Raw genomic sequence first — 17,198 nt, 5'->3', positions numbered from 1 at the left:
TTGCAACAAATGAATCGGTTGCAAAATTCTACATCTGTATGTCCCTAGAAAGTTAATTTATTTATAATATGGATTTTGCACAATAGTATTGCTTACCCTCACGGCTTCAGGAAGGACTATTACTATAATATAAGTACCAGTATTACTTAAGTAGTTTTACTCATAAAATTTAGGCAACTAAATTTGTAAAAACAGAAGTTAACTTAATACTCTAGATTATAAAAAAATTAGTAAAAAAAAGATTAATTTTTGATTTAACTACATTTAATAATACTATCATTTTAATATTGTAGTGCAGCTAAATTTAATTGATTGATATTTTTGATTTAGATTACATAAGTACAATTTATATTTGTTTCACTCTTTAAATGCCCTACTGTTTTAGTTTATGGTAATAATGACTAGCTTTTAATTAAGATAATCAGATAATAGGTTAGCAATGACAGTACAATTACTCAATATAAATCAGCCATTGCAGTCACACAAAGTTAGACGAATTTTACTAGTTGAAGACCATTACCTCAATCGGATGTTACTTAGTGACTATCTAAGTTACTGTGGTTATGAAGTCCAAAGTTTATCAGAAGGTTCTGCTTTTTTCTCAACCATAGAGAAATTCGAGCCAGATTTAATGTTATTGGACTTGAAATTGCCAGATGTTGACGGTTATTCACTCTTAAAACAAGTCCAGCAAAAACCTGATTTGTCAAAAATACCTATCATTGTGGTTTCAGCCTTTGCTTTTAAAGCAGATCGAGAACTAGCTCTGAGTTTGGGCGCACGTAACTATTTTGTCAAACCTTTAAAACTCAAGGATCTCATTCTTGCAATTGAAGAACAGTTTACTTGTCGCAACAGATAATTTTTTTGTTATGTGTGTCTTTATTCTGCTTTTTGACCAGCAATAAATTCTTCAACGCACTCACTAAGAGTTTGTACAGAACTGCCGATTGTTGAAATTTTCTGTTGTACTTGCGCTAATAACAAAACTGCTGTTTGCAATTCATTGAGAGTCTCAGCCATAGCCTCACGATACTGGACTTCAAAATCTTGTAAATTCATAGTTTAGCTCTTGTCCAAAATTATTATAATAACTATATTATCAATCATAATCGTAAATTTAACTGACTAAATCCGTTAATTCGCTTAAGGTTATAAATTCAACAAATAAACACAAATAGTATCAATAGATAAAATTTTAATTGAATATTTATTTAACCAATATACAAGTATATTCTTTATTAAGAAAAACACAAATTAATCCAAGATATTATCATCTAATCTAAAATATAAAATTTCAGATAATAAAGTATTATCAATTGAAAAATGTTAATTATAGATTCAAAAAGCAAAGTTTTTATTCTGACAGTAGCAGCCAATGACTAAGAATTGCAGTCACTTTTCTAGCAAGGCTCTAGCTTAGAAGCCGACGACCCTGCGAGAAGGCAAGGAACTAGCTACAGCAGACTTATGTTTGTGCAAACTAAAAGCCTACCTGACTTGAGAGTGCTGTTAATGGATAGCTAGGGTTTAGCTCGTGCTGAGTTAGGAGTTATATCATGTCCGCCTAATCAGTTATAATTCGCGCATCTGTGCAAAAACCAGGAAATCCTCTTTCCCCCAGCTAAGAGCTCCCAGCAAGAACTGCGGTCTTAATGATAAGTCTTTAACCGGACACGATATTATTATTTTCCCCAGTCCCTCATGACTGCTACTTTGTATTTACTTGATAAATAATTTATTAAATCGGCACGAAAAAATAATTTTTCTTAAAATAGAGAAAGATTACCTAATTTTGGTTGTGACAATATCTACTCAAATATTACCACTGGTTAAAGAGCCAGAACGACTAGAAAACCGTCTAGCCGAAATTCCACCGGAACCGGGGGTTTATTTCATGCGGGACAGGAGCGATCGCATTATCTATATAGGTAAATCGCGTAAGTTGCGATCGCGTGTCCGTTCCTATTTCCGGGATGGCTACAACAAGACTGAACGTATCGCCACGATGGTCAAGTTGGTGACAGAAATTGAATTCATCGTCACTGATACTGAAGCCGAAGCTTTAGCGCTAGAAGCCAATTTGATCAAGCAGCACCAGCCATACTTTAACGTGTTGCTCAAAGATGATAAAAAATATCCTTATCTCTGCATTACTTGGTCAGAAGATTATCCGCGAATTTTTATTACCCGTAAACGCCAATTCGGTAAAGAAAAGGATAAATTTTACGGGCCTTATACTGATGCTGGTTTATTGCGAGAAATTGTCCGCATCTGCAAGCGCATTTTTCCCCAGCGACAACGACCCCAACCACTTTTTAAAGATCGCCCTTGCTTGAATTTTGATTTAGGGCGTTGTCCTGGTGTGTGTCAACAGATGATTTCACCAGAAGAATATCGCAAAATTGTCCAAAAAATAGCGATGGTTTTTCAAGGTCGAACCCAGGAACTGATTGATATTTTGACCCAACAGATGAATGCAGCCGCTGAGAACTTGAATTTTGAGTCAGCGGCGCGGATTCGCGATCAAATTTCTGGGTTAAAGTCGCTGACAGCTGACCAGAAAGTTTCCTTACCAGATGATACTGTTTCGCGGGATGCGATCGCACTGGCAGCCGACGAACAGCACGCCTGCATTCAACTATTCCAGATTCGCGCTGGGCAATTGGTAGGACGTTTAGCCTTTGTGGCGGATACTCACGCGGAACCAGGAGCTATTTTACAACGAGCTTTGGAGGAACATTATCAAACTGCTGATTCCGTAGAAATCCCTTTAGAGATTTTGGTACAGCATGATTTACCAGATACGGAAATATTGGCAGATGTTTTAACTCAACGTAAAGGCAAAAAAGTCACAATATTGACTCCTTTGCGCCAAACTAAAGCAGAATTAATTGAGATGGTAGAGCGAAATGCTCAGTATGAATTGCAAAGAATGCAAAAATTTGGCGATCGCAATCACCAAGCAATGCAAGATTTAGCCACCATTCTCGATTTACCAGATGTACCTCACCGCATCGAAGGTTATGACATTTCCCACATTCAAGGGTCAAATGCTGTAGCTTCGCAAGTCGTGTTTATCGACGGATTACCCGCAAAGCAGAACTATCGCCACTACAAAATTAAAAATCCTACGGTGACAGCAGGACATTCAGATGATTTTGCTAGTCTTGCTGAAGTCATCCAGCGGCGGTTCCGTAAATATGCGGAAGATCAGCAATTAACACGTTTGGGTAATCCTGACTGGCCTGATTTAATCATGATCGATGGTGGTAAAGGTCAGTTATCATCAGTTGTCGCTGTCTTGCAAGAAATGAATTTATTAGAAGACTTGCGAGTGGTAAGTTTAGCAAAGCAGCGAGAAGAGATTTTTTTACCAGGAGAATCTAAACCCTTAACAACTGATGCAGAACAACCAGGGGTACAGCTGTTACGGCGGCTGCGGGATGAAGCGCATCGGTTTGCAGTCAGTTTCCATCGTCAACAGCGTAGTGATAAATTGAAGCGATCGCGTTTAGATGAAATTCCTGGCTTAGGACATCATCGACAAAAGCAGCTACTAGGGCATTTTCGCTCAGTTGATTATATTCGCCAAGCGACAACCCCACAACTTGCTGAGGTTCCAGGAATCGGGCCGCGTTTGGCTCAAGAAATTTACGATTATTTTCATCCTGCTTGAGGAGATTAGTAGTCTGTCAAATTTCAATTTATGTATGAATAAACAAGTTTGTAGTAAGAGCTAAAGTCCTTACTACACACACTTAAAACTAGCTTGAAAAAGTATTATTTCCACTCTCACAGAGGATTCTGTTAAGTTTGTCTGCGAGAATTTAAGATGTGTATATACCGTAAATTTACGGGATCTCGTAACTATATCTCGTAACTATGGTAATTTTGATTAAATTTTCACACCAGAATTCCACCTCATAAATCTTGCCAGCAAAAATTAACTAATCCTTAAGATAACTATTTTGTTACTAAATATACAGTATTTTCTGTAGTTTAACTTTTGAATACAAGAACGGCTATTTTTTGTATCTGTCCAAGATGACTATAAATAAGCCTCTCTCAAAGCATTCGTCATAGGGATCAGTAAATATCTAAGCGTCATTTAATTAAAAAAGAATTTATGTACCTAAAGTAAGAGGGTAAAATCACTTAAATTATAGGATAGTATAGAGAGAAATCGAAGTTTTTTCAAATCTGAAATTTTGTTTAAAATAATTAGCCAATATTAAAGTCGTTTGTTAAGTTGGGTCAAACCAAAATCTTTTCTACTTTAACTGGCAGTTTTCTCAAATAAAAAATAAATTACAACCAGGGGTTTTAAAATGCAGACAGTACAAAAAATTTACTGCCCAAATTGCGGCAGCCAAGCAGAACGTTATTATATTTCTGATAGTCAATTAACTCGAACACAATGCTCTAGTTGTGACTACTTGATGATTAGTTGCACTCGCACTGGCAAAGTAATTGAGGCTTATGCACCAGGAATTTATGCACAGCGCTAAATAATAAAAATCAAAAAAAATTAGAGAATATATTCTCTAATTTCTAATAATAAATTTACTTGTCATAAATTTTCAAGACTTTACAGATTATTCTGTTGTCTGAGTTGTTGCTGTCGGATCTGTTCTTGTAACCTAAATTGTTGCTGTTGTCTAATTTGTTGATCTTGTCTAAGTTGTTGCTGTTGTATTCTCAGTTGTTGCTGTTGTGAAAAGTCCTGCTGTTGTAGTCTTGTTTCTTCCTGTTGTAGTCTCAATTGTTGCTGACGCAACATTTCTTGCCGTTGTCGTGTAAATTCTTGTTGTTGGATTATCTGTTGTTGTTGTAGTTGTTGTGGTTGTTGAAAATTTTGCCGTAGCCATGTTTCGTTCATTCGTTCTTGTGTTTGCTGATTTTGCTGTTCTTGTTGTTGTCTGATTCTTTCTTGAAGCGAATCTTGTGTCTGGGGATTCGTCCGAATTATTTGTTGGGGATTTGTCCGAATTATTTGTTGGGGATTCGTCTGAATTATTTGTGCAGATGCAGGAAAATTAATCGATAAAGCTTTGGCAAGCACAATCAATGGTAGCCATACTTTAACCAACGATAAGCGATTCAACATATAATTATTTCCTCAATTGTTATAGGTTGGGTTGAGCGATCGCTAAACCCTTAAAATGTCAACAGAATTTTCCTATACATCAATATAGGGGCTTGCAATAGTTAACTGAAGCTAATGTCTTATTTACCGTTATGGGCTTACGCGCTACTTACGGCTGACTACGCCAACATTCTTCAGTCGGCGACGTGTTCTAAATATTAGTGCGTTGGGAATAGCTTTCTAAATCAAGGTTATATCCAGTGCATTCTCTTGATTTTTCATAAAACTCTTGCTTCTTAGATATTCATCTTAATTAAATTATATATTTAAATTTTTTACATGATTTGCCGGATTCCCGTAAATCTACCTGCGGTAGGTAAGTTAACAAAGGGATCTCAAGCGGTTTTACGCCAGAGATAAACAGAGATGTATCTGAAGACATATCTCTGTTTATCTGCGGTTTGATATTCATTCATAGAATTGATTGCAACAAGTTTAATTTTTACTTGCTCTTAGTTGCCCGCAAGCAGCATCGGCTTCTAAACCACGGGAATAACGGACACTCACAGCAGTATTTTGTTGCTTAAGAACGTTGACAAATGCTTGAATGCGATCGCGGTTGGGACGTTTGTAGTCTACTTCTTGAATGGGGTTGTAAGGAATCAAATTCACATGACTTTGGAATCCTCGCATACATTTTGAAAGTTCTAATGCGTGTTCTGGTAAATCGTTGACACCAGCTAGAAGAACATACTCAAAAGTAACGCGGCGGCCAGTGATTTCTACATATTCTCGACATTCAGCCAGTAAATCTTCTAGAGGATAGGCGCGGGCGCTAGGGATGAGTTTTTCTCGTAGTGCTTGGTTGGGTGCGTGGAGACTTACAGCCAAAGTGATTTGCAAATTATTTTGCGCGAACTGACGGATGCGATCGCGAATCCCCACTGTAGAAACTGTAAGCGATCGCTGCCCAATACCGACATCTTGATTCAGGGATTTTAGGGCTGCTAAGACATTCTCAGTATTCAACAACGGTTCGCCTAGCCCCATAAACACCACATTGCTAACCCGTTGTTGAAAATCTTCTTGCACAGTCAACACCTGATCGACAATTTCATGCCGTGCTAGATTGCGTTTGTAGCCTCCCTTACCAGTAGCGCAGAAATCACACGCCATTGGGCAACCCACCTGAGTAGAGACGCAAACTGTCAAACGGGCTTTTGGGCCTTCTCCCCTTTCTGCAAAGGTGGGGATACCAACAGTTTCAATAATTTGCCCGTCTGTTAATCGTAAAAGATATTTCACTGTACCATCGGGAGCCTCAGAGCGGTAATGTAAAATTGAGCGCCCAATGGGAACTTCTGCTACTTCTTGCCGCCATTGCTTGGAGAAGACAGAAATATCAGCTAGCGATCGCACCCCCTTGTCATAGATCCATTCATGCAGCTGCTTTCCTCTGTAAGCAGGTTGTCCTTGTTGCTGCACCCAAGTAGTTAACTCTGCCAGAGAAGCACCTAGAAGGGGAGGGATTAATTCTGATTTTTCTGAGTTGAAGTCAACCTGAGATACAAGAGGCGTAGCAGACATAAAAAAATCGCGAGTTGATGTTGGATCTCTATCCTACACCTGCTAGATCGAGTTAGTCTTGACCAAAGAAAACAAGAAATTAACCAAAAGTTGTGCTGTTCCACCCCCACATTGCACCTTTTGCGTCTGCAAACTCTATATAAATTCGATTTTTCGGCACGCCTAGAGTTTGGTTAATCTGCTGGCAAAAGTCTTGACTCATTGCTACGGTTTGCTCTGGCTTCATCGTGCCAACGCTCTTAATTTCAATGTAGCAAACTGGGTCTGTATTCCCTGCAAAAGTCATCGGAATTCCTGATTCAAAAGCAGTCATTACATAAGATTCTGGTTTTCCCAAATGTTTCGCTAACTTGGCTGAGAGGTTTAAAAGCATTGACTCAATTTCAGCTTTTTGAGGAGCAGACGCAGAAGTTTGCACTTTAATTAAAGGCATAGTACCGAATTGGAATTTTGGATTTTATTACACTGTTAAGTTTACCGAAACGCAGAGGAAATGAGGGAATGGGGCGACAAGGGAGATGAGGAGAATAACCCATGCCCAATGCCCAATGCCCAATGCCCAATGCCCCACTATTTAGTAATGAGATGAGCGAAATAGGTGATTATGTTCGGGATGATATAAACGCGATCGCCCTTTTGGTGTCGAGGCTGTCGAGAGGGCTGGACTGATTATATAAAGTGTAGTGCGAATTAGTTTTTCTTGATGAGTGCAGTCTGCCATTTGATTTAGGGGGACAACCCTGATTTTTTCATCGGGCCATCCGATGCGAAAGCAAATCGCAATGAGGGTTTCGGCTGGATAGTGTTCGAGTAGTTTAGCTTGGGCATTTTCGACATGACGCGCACTTAAATACAGGCAGAGGCTAGCCTGATGTGCTGCAAGAGTGGCTAATTCTTCAGTGGCGGGGACTTCTGTACGTCCGCTGATGCGCGTCAAGATAATGGTTTGAACTAAACCGGGTACAGTCAGTTCTACTTTGAGTTTGGCAGCAGCAGCTTGAAAAGCGCTGATCCCAGGTATGATTTCAAAAGGAATATTTGCCTCTGCCAAGAGGTGCATTTGCTCGTGGATAGCGCTGTAGAGACTAGGATCGCCAGAATGGAGACGGACTACAGATTTGTGCTGCGATCGCACTCTATCGATCATAATTGGCAAAATCTCTTCTAAAGTCTGATTCGCAGTTCTAATTATCTCGGCATCTTTTCGGCAAAGTTCTAAAATTTCTTCAGGTACTAAAGAATCAGCAAATAAAATTACATCAGCAACAGCCAGTAATTTCTGCGCCTTCACCGTTAATAAATCAGGATCTCCAGGGCCAGCTCCGACAATATACACAGATGAGTCTATGGCATACAGTGTTTTTTTATAGCTTAGGTCTTCTGTACATTCACTTTGAAAAGAACCCACGACAATCCCTCAAAAAACTTTTTTGATATTTTCTCAGTATCTTTCCGGATTCCCCCTCTTTCCCTAGTAGAGAGTAATGGTAGATGCACCCTGGTTAAGCCCTAGAGAATACTCTGGGGCATTTTTTATTTTTTAGTCATTGGGAATTGAGCATAGGGCATAGTTATTCTCCTTGTCCCCTTGTCCCCTTGTCCCCTTGTCCCCCATTTCCTTTAGCAGTAGGAACTACATCGGGTAAAGGGCGTTTGAGTAAGTAAAGCCAAGCTAATCCAACTAATCCCAATAAAATTCCTAGACTACTGACTACTTGCGCCATCCGTAATGGCCCCAGCATCAAGCTATCAGTGCGAAAGCCTTCAATCCATAAGCGTCCTAAGCTATAGGCTGGCCAGTAAATGAGAAACAGTGTGCCTACCTTCAGACGCGGCTTACCGGATAAAGACCGGAAAAATAACGTTATTAGTAGCGTAAACACCATTAAATCCCATAGAGATTCGTAGAGGAAGGTGGGATGAAAGTAATCGAAACTAACATACTCTAAAGGACGATGGTCTGGTGGAATATACAGCTTCCAGGGTAAATCAGTCGGATCGCCAAAAGCTTCAGAATTAAAGAAATTGCCCCAACGTCCGATCGCTTGCCCTAAAATCAGCGAAGGTGCTACTAAATCTGCCAGTTGCCAGAAAGAAACCTGCTTGATTTTGGCAAAGATTAACGCAGCCACAACGCCACCAAGAATCGCTCCATGAATGGCAATACCCCCTTCCCAAATCGCAAAAATTTTTCCTGGAGTTGGAGCATATTTTGACCACTCAAAAAAAACGTAATATAGCCGTGCGCCAGGAATTGCCCCAATCAACAACCAAAAGAACAAATCGCCTAGCAACTCAGGATTAACATTGCGCCGCTTTGCCAAATTCTGGGAAAGGATGACGCCAATTAAAACTGCTGTGGCAATCAACAAGCCGTACCAACGAATACTTAGTGGCCCTATTTTCACCAGAATCGGTCCTGGAGAAGTAAATTGAAACGCCAAGGGCAAAGTGGGAAAATCCAGTGCCATGAAAAATTACCTAGAAAAGTTCGTTAACTACCCGCGCACTTTGCTAAGTACGGAGTTTCTTGTGTCTCGAATACTGTAACTACACTTAAATCTTCCACAACATTGTGGGGACGTAGGTAAAAATCCAGTATTCATATTTAGGAGTCTAGTGGAGTGTGGTAGAAATAACTATGCAGTCAACAATAATGTAAAGGCTTATGCTATAAGCTTTCTTTCCTTCTGCCTCCTGCCTCCAGCAAGAACTGCCTTCTGCCTTCTTGCACTAGTTCCTAACGCTTAGTTGAGCATAACTTGTACCACTAAAACAATTGAGTTTACCATCATTACCGAGAGCGCAAGATGGTAGATTTGAGTAAGTTACACAAAATGATTTCAATATAATCACCTAAACAACTTTGATATATTTAAAATTGTGATTGCTATTTATCCTGGTAGCTTCGACCCCATTACTTTGGGACACCTCGATCTCATCGGGCGCGGTAGTCGGCTGTTTGAGCGGGTGATTGTCGCTGTACTACGGAACCCTAACAAGATGCCACTTTTTAGTGTGGAGCAACGGCTAGATCAAATCCGTCTTTCTACAGAACATTTACCTAATGTAAAAGTAGACAGCTTTGATGGTCTTACTGTCAATTATGCTCAAATGCAACAAGCACAAGTTTTGATCCGGGGTTTACGGGCTGTGTCAGATTTTGAAGTGGAACTGCAAATGGCTCACACCAACAAAACTCTTTCTACCCAAATAGAAACAGTTTTTCTCGCAACCTCAAATGAGTATAGTTTTTTAAGTAGTAGTGTGGTAAAAGAGATTGCAAGGTTTGGTGGCTCTATCGATCATCTCGTTCCCCCACACATTGCCCTAGATATATACCAATGCTACAATCAGAAATCTCCAATGTTGAACCCAATCTCAACGGAAGCAATCCCCCCCCTCAAGAATATCTCGGTGGAGAGGGAAGCATAGATATTCAGCAGGAACTCAACCGCCTAGAGGAAATGGTTCTCTCTAGTCTCAGGATTCCGCTAACGGGACGCACACTCATAGATGAGGAAAAGTTGCTAGATCAGCTTGATTACATCCGGCTGGCTTTACCATCACTTTTTCAAGAAGCAGCAGCAGTTCTTGACCAAAAGAACGAAATTCTGCTGGAAGCGGAAGAGTATGGACAGCAGGTTGTTGAGGCTGCACAAGCAAAAAGAGCGCAAATTTTAGCTGAAAGCGATATTATTCACCAGGCGGAACAAGAAGCTGAACGATTGCGGCGACAAGTGCAACAAGAGTGTGAGGGAATAATGCAAGAAACTCTCGCCGAGATTGACCGCAAGCGGTATGCTTGTCAGCAAGAGTTAGAGCTGATGCGACAAAATGCGATCGCTCAAGCTCAAGAAATTGAAGATGGTGCTGATGCTTATGCCGATGGCATTTTGGGAAATATCGAGCAGGATCTCAAAGATATGTTGCGAATTATCACCAATGGACGGCAACAATTGCAAATTGATAACCTCACCCAGCGTAATTCACCTCCTAGCAAAAAACGATAAAGGCTCTAATAAGAGATGATGAAAAATTATAAGTTGGGTTTTAAGCAATAGTGAAACCCAACTATTTTTATTAGGGAAGTTTTTTGGGAAATCTACCGAGAAATAGATTTAAATTTGTGGATTGTAATTAAACAGGATCTCTAATAAATGATTACTTTCGCTCAAGTTAATTTTGGATTAAATTTAGCTGGTTTAATTGGAATTATTTATTTTCTTTTGGCAGTTATTTACTTTATTTTAACAGTAGTTTGGCTTGCCCAACGTGTAACTAGGCTTACAGGTTGGGCTTTAGCCCTTTACATTATTCAAGTGATATTTACACCAATTATAATGTTAATATGCGGAGTAATCTTGTTTTTTCAAGGTTGGCGTTTAGATCCAATTCTTCAGTTTGAGCAATTTTTATCGTTGCTTTTAATTATTTATTTCGCTATTAAAGATATTGTAATTAATGCCGTTTACAGAGATAGATAATTTTATAATTTTTTGGTAGAGACGTGAACTGTGCGTCTCTACCAAAAATAAATATTTATACAGAAGAAAACTACAAAGTGTAAGTAAAATCTTCCACCAACATACCAGGAACTAAACTACCTCCAAGTTGGCGACTTTCATAAGTACCTACTTCGGGAATGAATTCTTGAAAAGTAGTCAAATCTATTAGATTTTCTCCCCAGAAGCGATAGAGACTTTCATCAAAACGTAAGTTTTCAATGGGGGCAGTAATTTCTCCGTTTTCTACCCAAAAACAAGCATAACGGGTCATACCTGTGATTCTACCAGTGTGGCGATCGCTCCAATTCAAGTAATGCAAATTTGATAAATATAATCCTGTATCCAATCTCGGAAGAATCTGCTCAAATATTAAATTTCCGGGACTGATTTCTGGCGCGCGCAGAGTCTCTGAACCATTAGCGCCGTTGGCAATTTTTTGATATTCCTTAGCAGTGCGAGAATTCACCAGAGTATTTACCAAATATCCTTTTTCTATTACAGGTAACTCTGGTGCTGCCATTTCTCCCAATTCATTAAATCGCGGTACTAATCCGCGCTGAAAGTTTTCTTTCAAACTAAATGCCGTCGAAAGTTGTTTTTCTTGACGCGATAAAGCAGCTAAAGCACTGTTCCCTTGTTGAATATCAGCTTCGCTTACTGCTCCCCAAGAAAGCATTACTAATAAATCTGCAACAGCAGCAGGTGCAAAATAAGTTTTGTATTGTCCTCGTGGTAATTCTTTAATTGGACGAGCTAGCAATTCAAGTTGCTTTTTAGCTTCGCTGATTTTGGTTATATAAGCAGATTCATCCCAATCACTTCCGGCAAATGTGCCCTTAACTGCTTGCCCAGAGGTAGAAAATAAAGAATAATCTAAACTAAAAGAATCAGTAGCAAACCAGTGTTTTTGACCACTGGAATCACCATAACCTTTAATTACTATTCCTCCAGCATATATACCAGTAAAATCTAATTCAGGAACTTGTTCTAATACACTTGTTACTACTGCTTCCTCTGGTAATAAATTTCCAGAATGTATTTCCCGGCTGGTATTATTGCCTGATGGTAAAACTAGATATGGATCGATGGGTAATAAAATCAGTTCGTCGCGTAGTTCCTGCAAAGCAGGATATGCTAATTGCCAGTCTAACTCCCAATTTCCAGTAAAGGGAAACTGCCTAATACTGCTGCGTTGATCTGCCATCAGAGTCAGTTCTATCCAACCATCAGCAACACAACCAGTTTGTCGCACTTTCGCATGGTTGAAACGAGTAAATTGACTTCTTTCACTACTAAGTCTCACAGTGAATTGTTCATTTTCAGCTTTTTTAATCAGCAGACTTTCAATCAGTCGATTAAAACTGACTTCTAATGCAGATAATTCCTCAATTTTCATAGAAATTAAATATCAATAGGGAATAAAGAGGGGGAAAAAGTTAAACCAATTCGCAATTCGCAATGGGCTACGCCCCGCTGCGCTAACGCAATTACGTTTTGTGACGTGGATTTAGACCTCGACACAAAACCTGCTGCCTGTAGAGACAGGGGACTTGAACCCCCACCACTTGTTAAAAGTTATGAGTTGAAGAAATTGTTAACTTCTAACTCCTAACTTCTAACTGCTGTATTTGCACTTTTTCAACTTCCTCCACCAAAAACTTCGACATTAGCAAATACACAAACAGGTGAACCGTGTCCTACCGAAATGGCCTGATTTGGTTCTCCTTTACCACAATAAGGAGTACCATACATTTGCCAGTTTGTTGCATCTCCTACTTGGATTAAGCTATGCCAAAATTCTGGTGTTGTGGCGCGATAGTTAGGATTACGAAGGGTTTTGGTGAGTTTGCCGTTTTCAATTAATTTAGCGTACTCGCAACCAAATTGGAATTTGTAGCGGCGATCGTCAATTGACCAAGAACGGTTAGATTCCATGTAAACGCCGTGTTCTATCCCGCCAATAATGTCTTCAAAAGTGCCGTTTAAAGGCTCTAAATTCAAGTTTGCCATACGATCGATCGCTGGTCGATTCCATGAGCAAGCACGGGCACAAGCAACTCCTGATACACCTGCTCTTGCTTGACTTTCCAGACTGCCTAAACCCCGTTGAAGTACTCCTTCTTTAACCAAGTATTCCTTTGTTGCTACAGCACCCGTATCATCAAAGCCATAGCTAGAAAATTCACCAGGCACGGTAGGATCAAAGGTAATGTTCATCAACGGCGAACCATATACTAGGTTGCCAAAATCACTTTTATTAACAAAGCTGCCCCCAGCATAGTTACGCTCATCTCCCAAAATTCGGTCAATTTCTAGGGGATGCCCAACACTTTCATGGATTTGCAGCATCATTTGGTCTGAGGCTAAAACTAAATTGGTACGGGTGGTTGGGCATTCTTCTGCTGTCAAAAGTTCTACTGCTTGTTCGCCTATTTGCCGCACCCGATGCCATAAGTTTTCTTGTTTTAATAGTTCGAGTCCGCCTTGGTAACAGTTTGCTTGCGAACCGTTATTGCTGCGCTGTTGTACAACCGCTCCATCTTGGGCAGTAGCTCCGTAATTTGTGCCTATAGATAGTATTTTTTGATAGACTTCTGAGCCATTGCTGCTAATAAACCAAGATTCTCGCTCAGTTGTGCTAGCACTGGCTATGGTTTGCACAATCTTGTCATCAACTTTGAGTGTTTGGCAAATACGAACCAGTAAATCGTTGATTTCTCCTGGACTCAGAGCATCCAATGGCTCAATAAATGGAGATTTATATTCACCAACAACTTTAGGACGCTCACTTTCACGGAAGGGATGTATCCACCATTCACTGGCTGCTAGTGCCTGTTTATAGGCTGTTTGGGCAGCGGCTTCTAGAGAAGACAATTCTAGAGAGTTAGTAGCTGCATAACCCAGACAGCCATTGACTAAAACTTCCAGCATGGCTCCAACAGTGAAGGATTTGCCATTTAGTTGGGGTAAGGCGTCACGGACTAAACGGGTAGTAGAAGTTTCCTTTACGGCTCTAATACCGATCCAATCTGCGGGAATATCGAAACTAGCGATCGCTTTTTTGAGTTCAGACCACATAAAGAATGGGGAATAAAGAATGGGAAATGGGGAATGGGGAATTTTCTACCTACTCCCCATTCTCCTCTAATTCCGGTGCCAGCGTGTGCCATCACGGCTATCAATTAGCGTAATACCTTCTGCTTGGAGTTCATCACGAATGCGATCGCTTTCGGCAAAATTCTTGGCAATACGTGCTTCTTGCCTTTGCTGAATTTTCACTTCAATTTCTGCATCGCTAAAACCATTACTTGTTTGAGTTTCCGCTTCTATCTCGGCTTCTAAACCCAAAACTCCAGCTAAGGTAACGAGTGTTTGCCATTGACGCTGTAACTCATCTGCTGATGTTTCGGTTTTCCCTTCATGCACAAGAATATTTCCCTCACGGCGCAGTTCTTTGGCTAATTCAAACAGCACTGTTAACCCACCAGGAAAATTAAAGTCGTTATTTACGGTTTCTTGAAAGCGTTCAATATAGGGATTGGGTACTGGGTATTGGGTACTGGGTATTGATATATTCCCAGTCCCTAGTCCCCAGTCCCCAGTCCCTAAATCCCAGCCTAGTAATTTCCCGTATTGGTAGCCGAAGAGTAAACCTTCTTTAATGGTGTGCCAGCCATTGGTTGCTGCGGCGATCGCTTCGTCGGTAAAATCAATTGGTGTACGATATTGAGCGGTCAACACGAACAACCGTACTGCCATCGGGTCAACGCCTCGATCCAGTAAGTCTCTAATAGTGGTAAAGTTGCCCAAAGATTTGGACATTTTTTCACCATCTACTTTCACCATGCCGTTATGCAACCAATAACGCGCTAAAGGTTTTCCGGTTACAGCCTCAGATTGGGCAATTTCGTTTTCGTGATGGGGAAAAATTAAGTCAGCACCACCAGCATGAATATCTATGGTATCACCCAAGCGATCGCGCACCATTGCCGAGCATTCTATATGCCACCCCGGACGACCTGCGCCCCACGGTGATTCCCAAGCAGGTTCTCCTGGTCTTGCTGCTTTCCACAAAGCAAAATCAAAGGGGTCTTTCTTTTTTTGGTATTCTGGATCTTCTACGTTAACGCGATCGCTTTTGCCAGCTTGCATATCCTCTAACTTGCGTCCCGAAAGTTTCCCATATTCAGAAAACTGCCGCACTGGATAATACACATCACCATCAGTAGGGTAAGCAAAACCTTTATTTTCCAACTCATGAATTAACCGCAAAATGCCATTCATAGTATGAGTAGCACGGGGATATTCATCAGCTTCTTTGATTCCCAATCGCGCCATATCCTCAAAATATGCTTTGATAAAGCGATCGGCCACAGCTTCCATTGAAGAATGTTCAGCACAGGCTCGATTGAGAATCTTGTCATCAATATCAGTAAAATTTTGGATATATCGCACTTCATAACCGATAAACTGGAGGTATCGGCGTACTACGTCCCAAACGATGCAAGCTCTAGCATGACCCAAATGGCAGTAATCGTACACCGTCACGCCGCAGTAATACATCTTAACCTTGCCTGTTTCGACTGTTTCAAACGGTTCTTGACGACGGGTGAGGGTATTGTAAAGGGTTAGGGTCATAACAGAGTAATGCTGAAATAGGGAGATACGTAATAATAGGGTAAGGCAGCTGGGATGACAGTCCAGCATCCCTATGCTAGTGTTTTCTGGACTATCTGCGCTACATTACTATTTTTTGACTATTTGATAACAGCGCTATGCAATCAGCAGTTACACCCGAATCTTCGGCAATGGATACGCCCAAACAAGGAATGCCAGTAACAATTATTACGGGTTTTCTCGGTAGTGGCAAGACGACTTTACTTAATCATATCCTCAACAACCAACAGGGGTTAAAAACCGCTGTTCTCGTAAATGAATTTGGCGAAATTGGCATCGATAACGAGCTAATTGTTTCCACTGGTGAGAACATGGTGGAGCTAAATAATGGTTGTATCTGCTGCACTATTAATAATGATTTAGTAGATGCAGTTTACAAAGTTTTAGAACGCCAAGAACATCTAGATTATCTAGTAGTGGAAACAACTGGATTGGCAGATCCGCTACCAGTAGCTTTAACATTTCTGGGTACAGAATTGCGGGATTTAACTCGCTTAGATTCGATTATTACCGTGGTAGACGCGGCTAATTACAGCCTAGATTTATTTAACTCTGAGGCAGCATACAGCCAAATTGCTTATGGCGATGTCATTGTGCTGAACAAGGCAGATTTGGTTGATGAAGCCACTTTGAACGAGTTAGAAAGAAAAATTAACGAAGTCAAGGAAGGAGCAAGGATTATCCGCGCTACGCGATCGCAAGTGCCACTTCCTTTAATTCTGAGTGTTGGTCTGTTTGAGTCAGATAAATATTTTGACACAGTGGTGGATGAACACGACCATCACGATCATCACGACCATGACCATGACCATGACCATGACCACTCAACATGCGGTCACGATCATCACGACCATGACCACGACCATCACGATCATCACCATCATTCTGACCATTTAGAAAATGATGGTTTTACTTCCATCTCTTTCCAAAGTGACAAGCCTTTTTCTATTAGGAAGTTTCAGTATTTCTTAGATAACCAGCTACCCTCAAATATCTTCCGAGCCAAGGGGATTATGTGGTTTGATGAAAGCCCGAAGCGTCATATTTTCCACCTTTGCGGTAAACGCTTCACCTTGGATGATGATGAATGGAAAGGCCAACTGAAAAACCAGTTAGTACTGATTGGTCAAAATTTGGATCGTGAGACTTTAATTAGTCAACTCGAAAAATGCATTTGTCTACCTTCAACCTCTCGCGGTAAAGGGTTTGGCAAATAAAAGTTAGAAGTTAGAAACTTACTACTCGTTCCCAGGTGGAACCTGGGAATGCATTCTCAATGGCTCCGCCATCAATTTTGAGCAATGGAAAATCGTTGTTTTTAGTTTTTATATATTGCT

General features: G+C 40.5%; 16 protein-coding genes and 1 pseudogene. 7 read left to right on the top strand and 10 right to left on the bottom strand.

All coding sequences use genetic code 11. The annotated features are described in order from the left end of the window. The first annotated feature begins 439 nt into the window (after window positions 1–439). Entirely contained in the window at window positions 440–862 is a 423-nt protein-coding gene (locus tag RMX89_RS20575; RefSeq protein WP_322690238.1) for a response regulator, read from the top strand. Window positions 863–882: 20 nt separating this feature from the next. On the opposite strand, the gene RMX89_RS20570 is transcribed toward RMX89_RS20575, so the two are convergent. Continuing rightward, the gene (locus RMX89_RS20570) at window positions 883–1,062 is read right to left on the bottom strand and encodes a hypothetical protein (RefSeq protein WP_322674919.1); all 180 of its coding nucleotides are present in this window, start codon (window positions 1,060–1,062) and stop codon (window positions 883–885) included. 739 nt (window positions 1,063–1,801) lie between these two features. Between RMX89_RS20570 and uvrC the strand changes: the two genes are divergently transcribed. Next, a complete protein-coding gene (gene uvrC, locus RMX89_RS20565) occupies window positions 1,802–3,679 on the top strand; it encodes an excinuclease ABC subunit UvrC (protein ID WP_322690237.1) in 1,878 nt (625 codons plus the stop codon). Window positions 3,680–3,946: 267 nt separating this feature from the next. Here the strand turns inward: uvrC and RMX89_RS34555 are convergent. Next, window positions 3,947–4,036: pseudogene (locus RMX89_RS34555) on the bottom strand (hypothetical protein); the annotation flags it as partial. A gap of 295 nt (window positions 4,037–4,331) precedes the next feature. Between RMX89_RS34555 and RMX89_RS20560 the strand changes: the two are divergent. Next, the gene (locus RMX89_RS20560; RefSeq protein WP_118168842.1) at window positions 4,332–4,511 is read left to right on the top strand and encodes a replication restart DNA helicase PriA; all 180 of its coding nucleotides are present in this window, start codon (window positions 4,332–4,334) and stop codon (window positions 4,509–4,511) included. An 80-nt stretch (window positions 4,512–4,591) separates the two neighbouring features. Here the strand turns inward: RMX89_RS20560 and RMX89_RS20555 are convergent, their stop codons facing one another. The 5 genes from RMX89_RS20555 to lgt all read right to left on the bottom strand — a co-directional run bounded on the left by RMX89_RS20555 (window position 4,592) and on the right by lgt (window position 9,147). Continuing rightward, window positions 4,592–5,110, bottom strand: a complete 519-nt coding sequence (locus RMX89_RS20555) for a hypothetical protein (protein WP_322690236.1) — start codon at window positions 5,108–5,110, stop codon at window positions 4,592–4,594. A gap of 474 nt (window positions 5,111–5,584) precedes the next feature. Next, window positions 5,585–6,676 (bottom strand): 23S rRNA (adenine(2503)-C(2))-methyltransferase RlmN, encoded by a 1,092-nt coding sequence (gene rlmN / locus RMX89_RS20550; RefSeq protein ID WP_322690235.1) that lies wholly within the window; start codon window positions 6,674–6,676, stop codon window positions 5,585–5,587. Window positions 6,677–6,755: 79 nt separating this feature from the next. Then, window positions 6,756–7,109: a phenylpyruvate tautomerase MIF-related protein gene (locus tag RMX89_RS20545; RefSeq protein WP_322683597.1), complete on the bottom strand. Its 354-nt coding sequence runs from the start codon at window positions 7,107–7,109 to the stop codon at window positions 6,756–6,758. Window positions 7,110–7,250: 141 nt separating this feature from the next. After that, the gene (gene cobM / locus RMX89_RS20540) at window positions 7,251–8,033 is read right to left on the bottom strand and encodes a precorrin-4 C(11)-methyltransferase (RefSeq protein WP_416211995.1); all 783 of its coding nucleotides are present in this window, start codon (window positions 8,031–8,033) and stop codon (window positions 7,251–7,253) included. A gap of 214 nt (window positions 8,034–8,247) precedes the next feature. Next, window positions 8,248–9,147 carry a prolipoprotein diacylglyceryl transferase gene (lgt, locus tag RMX89_RS20535; RefSeq protein ID WP_322674914.1) on the bottom strand — a complete coding sequence of 300 codons (900 nt, stop codon included), beginning with the start codon at window positions 9,145–9,147 and terminating at the stop codon, window positions 8,248–8,250. A 412-nt stretch (window positions 9,148–9,559) separates the two neighbouring features. Here lgt and coaD point away from each other — a divergent pair, with 412 nt between their 5' ends. The 3 genes from coaD (at window position 9,560) to RMX89_RS20520 (ending at window position 11,163) form a co-directional block, all read left to right on the top strand. Then, entirely contained in the window at window positions 9,560–10,111 is a 552-nt protein-coding gene (gene coaD / locus RMX89_RS20530) for a pantetheine-phosphate adenylyltransferase (RefSeq protein ID WP_322674913.1), read from the top strand. Continuing rightward, the gene (locus tag RMX89_RS20525) at window positions 10,021–10,689 is read left to right on the top strand and encodes a DivIVA domain-containing protein (RefSeq protein ID WP_322674912.1); all 669 of its coding nucleotides are present in this window, start codon (window positions 10,021–10,023) and stop codon (window positions 10,687–10,689) included. The genes coaD and RMX89_RS20525 overlap by 91 nt, the downstream gene beginning before the upstream one ends. Before the next feature lie 147 nt (window positions 10,690–10,836). Continuing rightward, entirely contained in the window at window positions 10,837–11,163 is a 327-nt protein-coding gene (locus RMX89_RS20520; RefSeq protein WP_322690233.1) for a Ycf66 family protein, read from the top strand. Between the two features lie 70 nt (window positions 11,164–11,233). Here RMX89_RS20520 and RMX89_RS20515 read toward each other — a convergent pair whose 3' ends face one another. The 3 genes from RMX89_RS20515 to cysS all read right to left on the bottom strand — a co-directional run bounded on the left by RMX89_RS20515 (window position 11,234) and on the right by cysS (window position 15,822). Further along, the gene (locus RMX89_RS20515; protein WP_322683599.1) at window positions 11,234–12,580 is read right to left on the bottom strand and encodes a TldD/PmbA family protein; all 1,347 of its coding nucleotides are present in this window, start codon (window positions 12,578–12,580) and stop codon (window positions 11,234–11,236) included. A 242-nt stretch (window positions 12,581–12,822) separates the two neighbouring features. After that, a complete protein-coding gene (locus RMX89_RS20510) occupies window positions 12,823–14,262 on the bottom strand; it encodes a TldD/PmbA family protein (RefSeq protein WP_322690232.1) in 1,440 nt (479 codons plus the stop codon). Window positions 14,263–14,328: 66 nt separating this feature from the next. Next, window positions 14,329–15,822, bottom strand: a complete 1,494-nt coding sequence (gene cysS, locus RMX89_RS20505; protein WP_322690231.1) for a cysteine--tRNA ligase — start codon at window positions 15,820–15,822, stop codon at window positions 14,329–14,331. 137 nt (window positions 15,823–15,959) lie between these two features. Here cysS and RMX89_RS20500 point away from each other — a divergent pair, with 137 nt between their 5' ends. Next, window positions 15,960–17,078, top strand: coding sequence for a GTP-binding protein (locus RMX89_RS20500; RefSeq protein WP_322683602.1), 1,119 nt, complete (start codon window positions 15,960–15,962; stop codon window positions 17,076–17,078). The last annotated feature ends 120 nt before the right edge of the window (window positions 17,079–17,198 follow it).

Origin of the sequence: Nostoc sp. DedSLP04 (assembly GCF_034530775.1) — a bacterium.
In the GTDB taxonomy this organism is placed as follows: Bacteria; Cyanobacteriota; Cyanobacteriia; order Cyanobacteriales; family Nostocaceae; genus Nostoc.
This window is presented reverse-complemented; position numbering and strand designations above follow the sequence as displayed.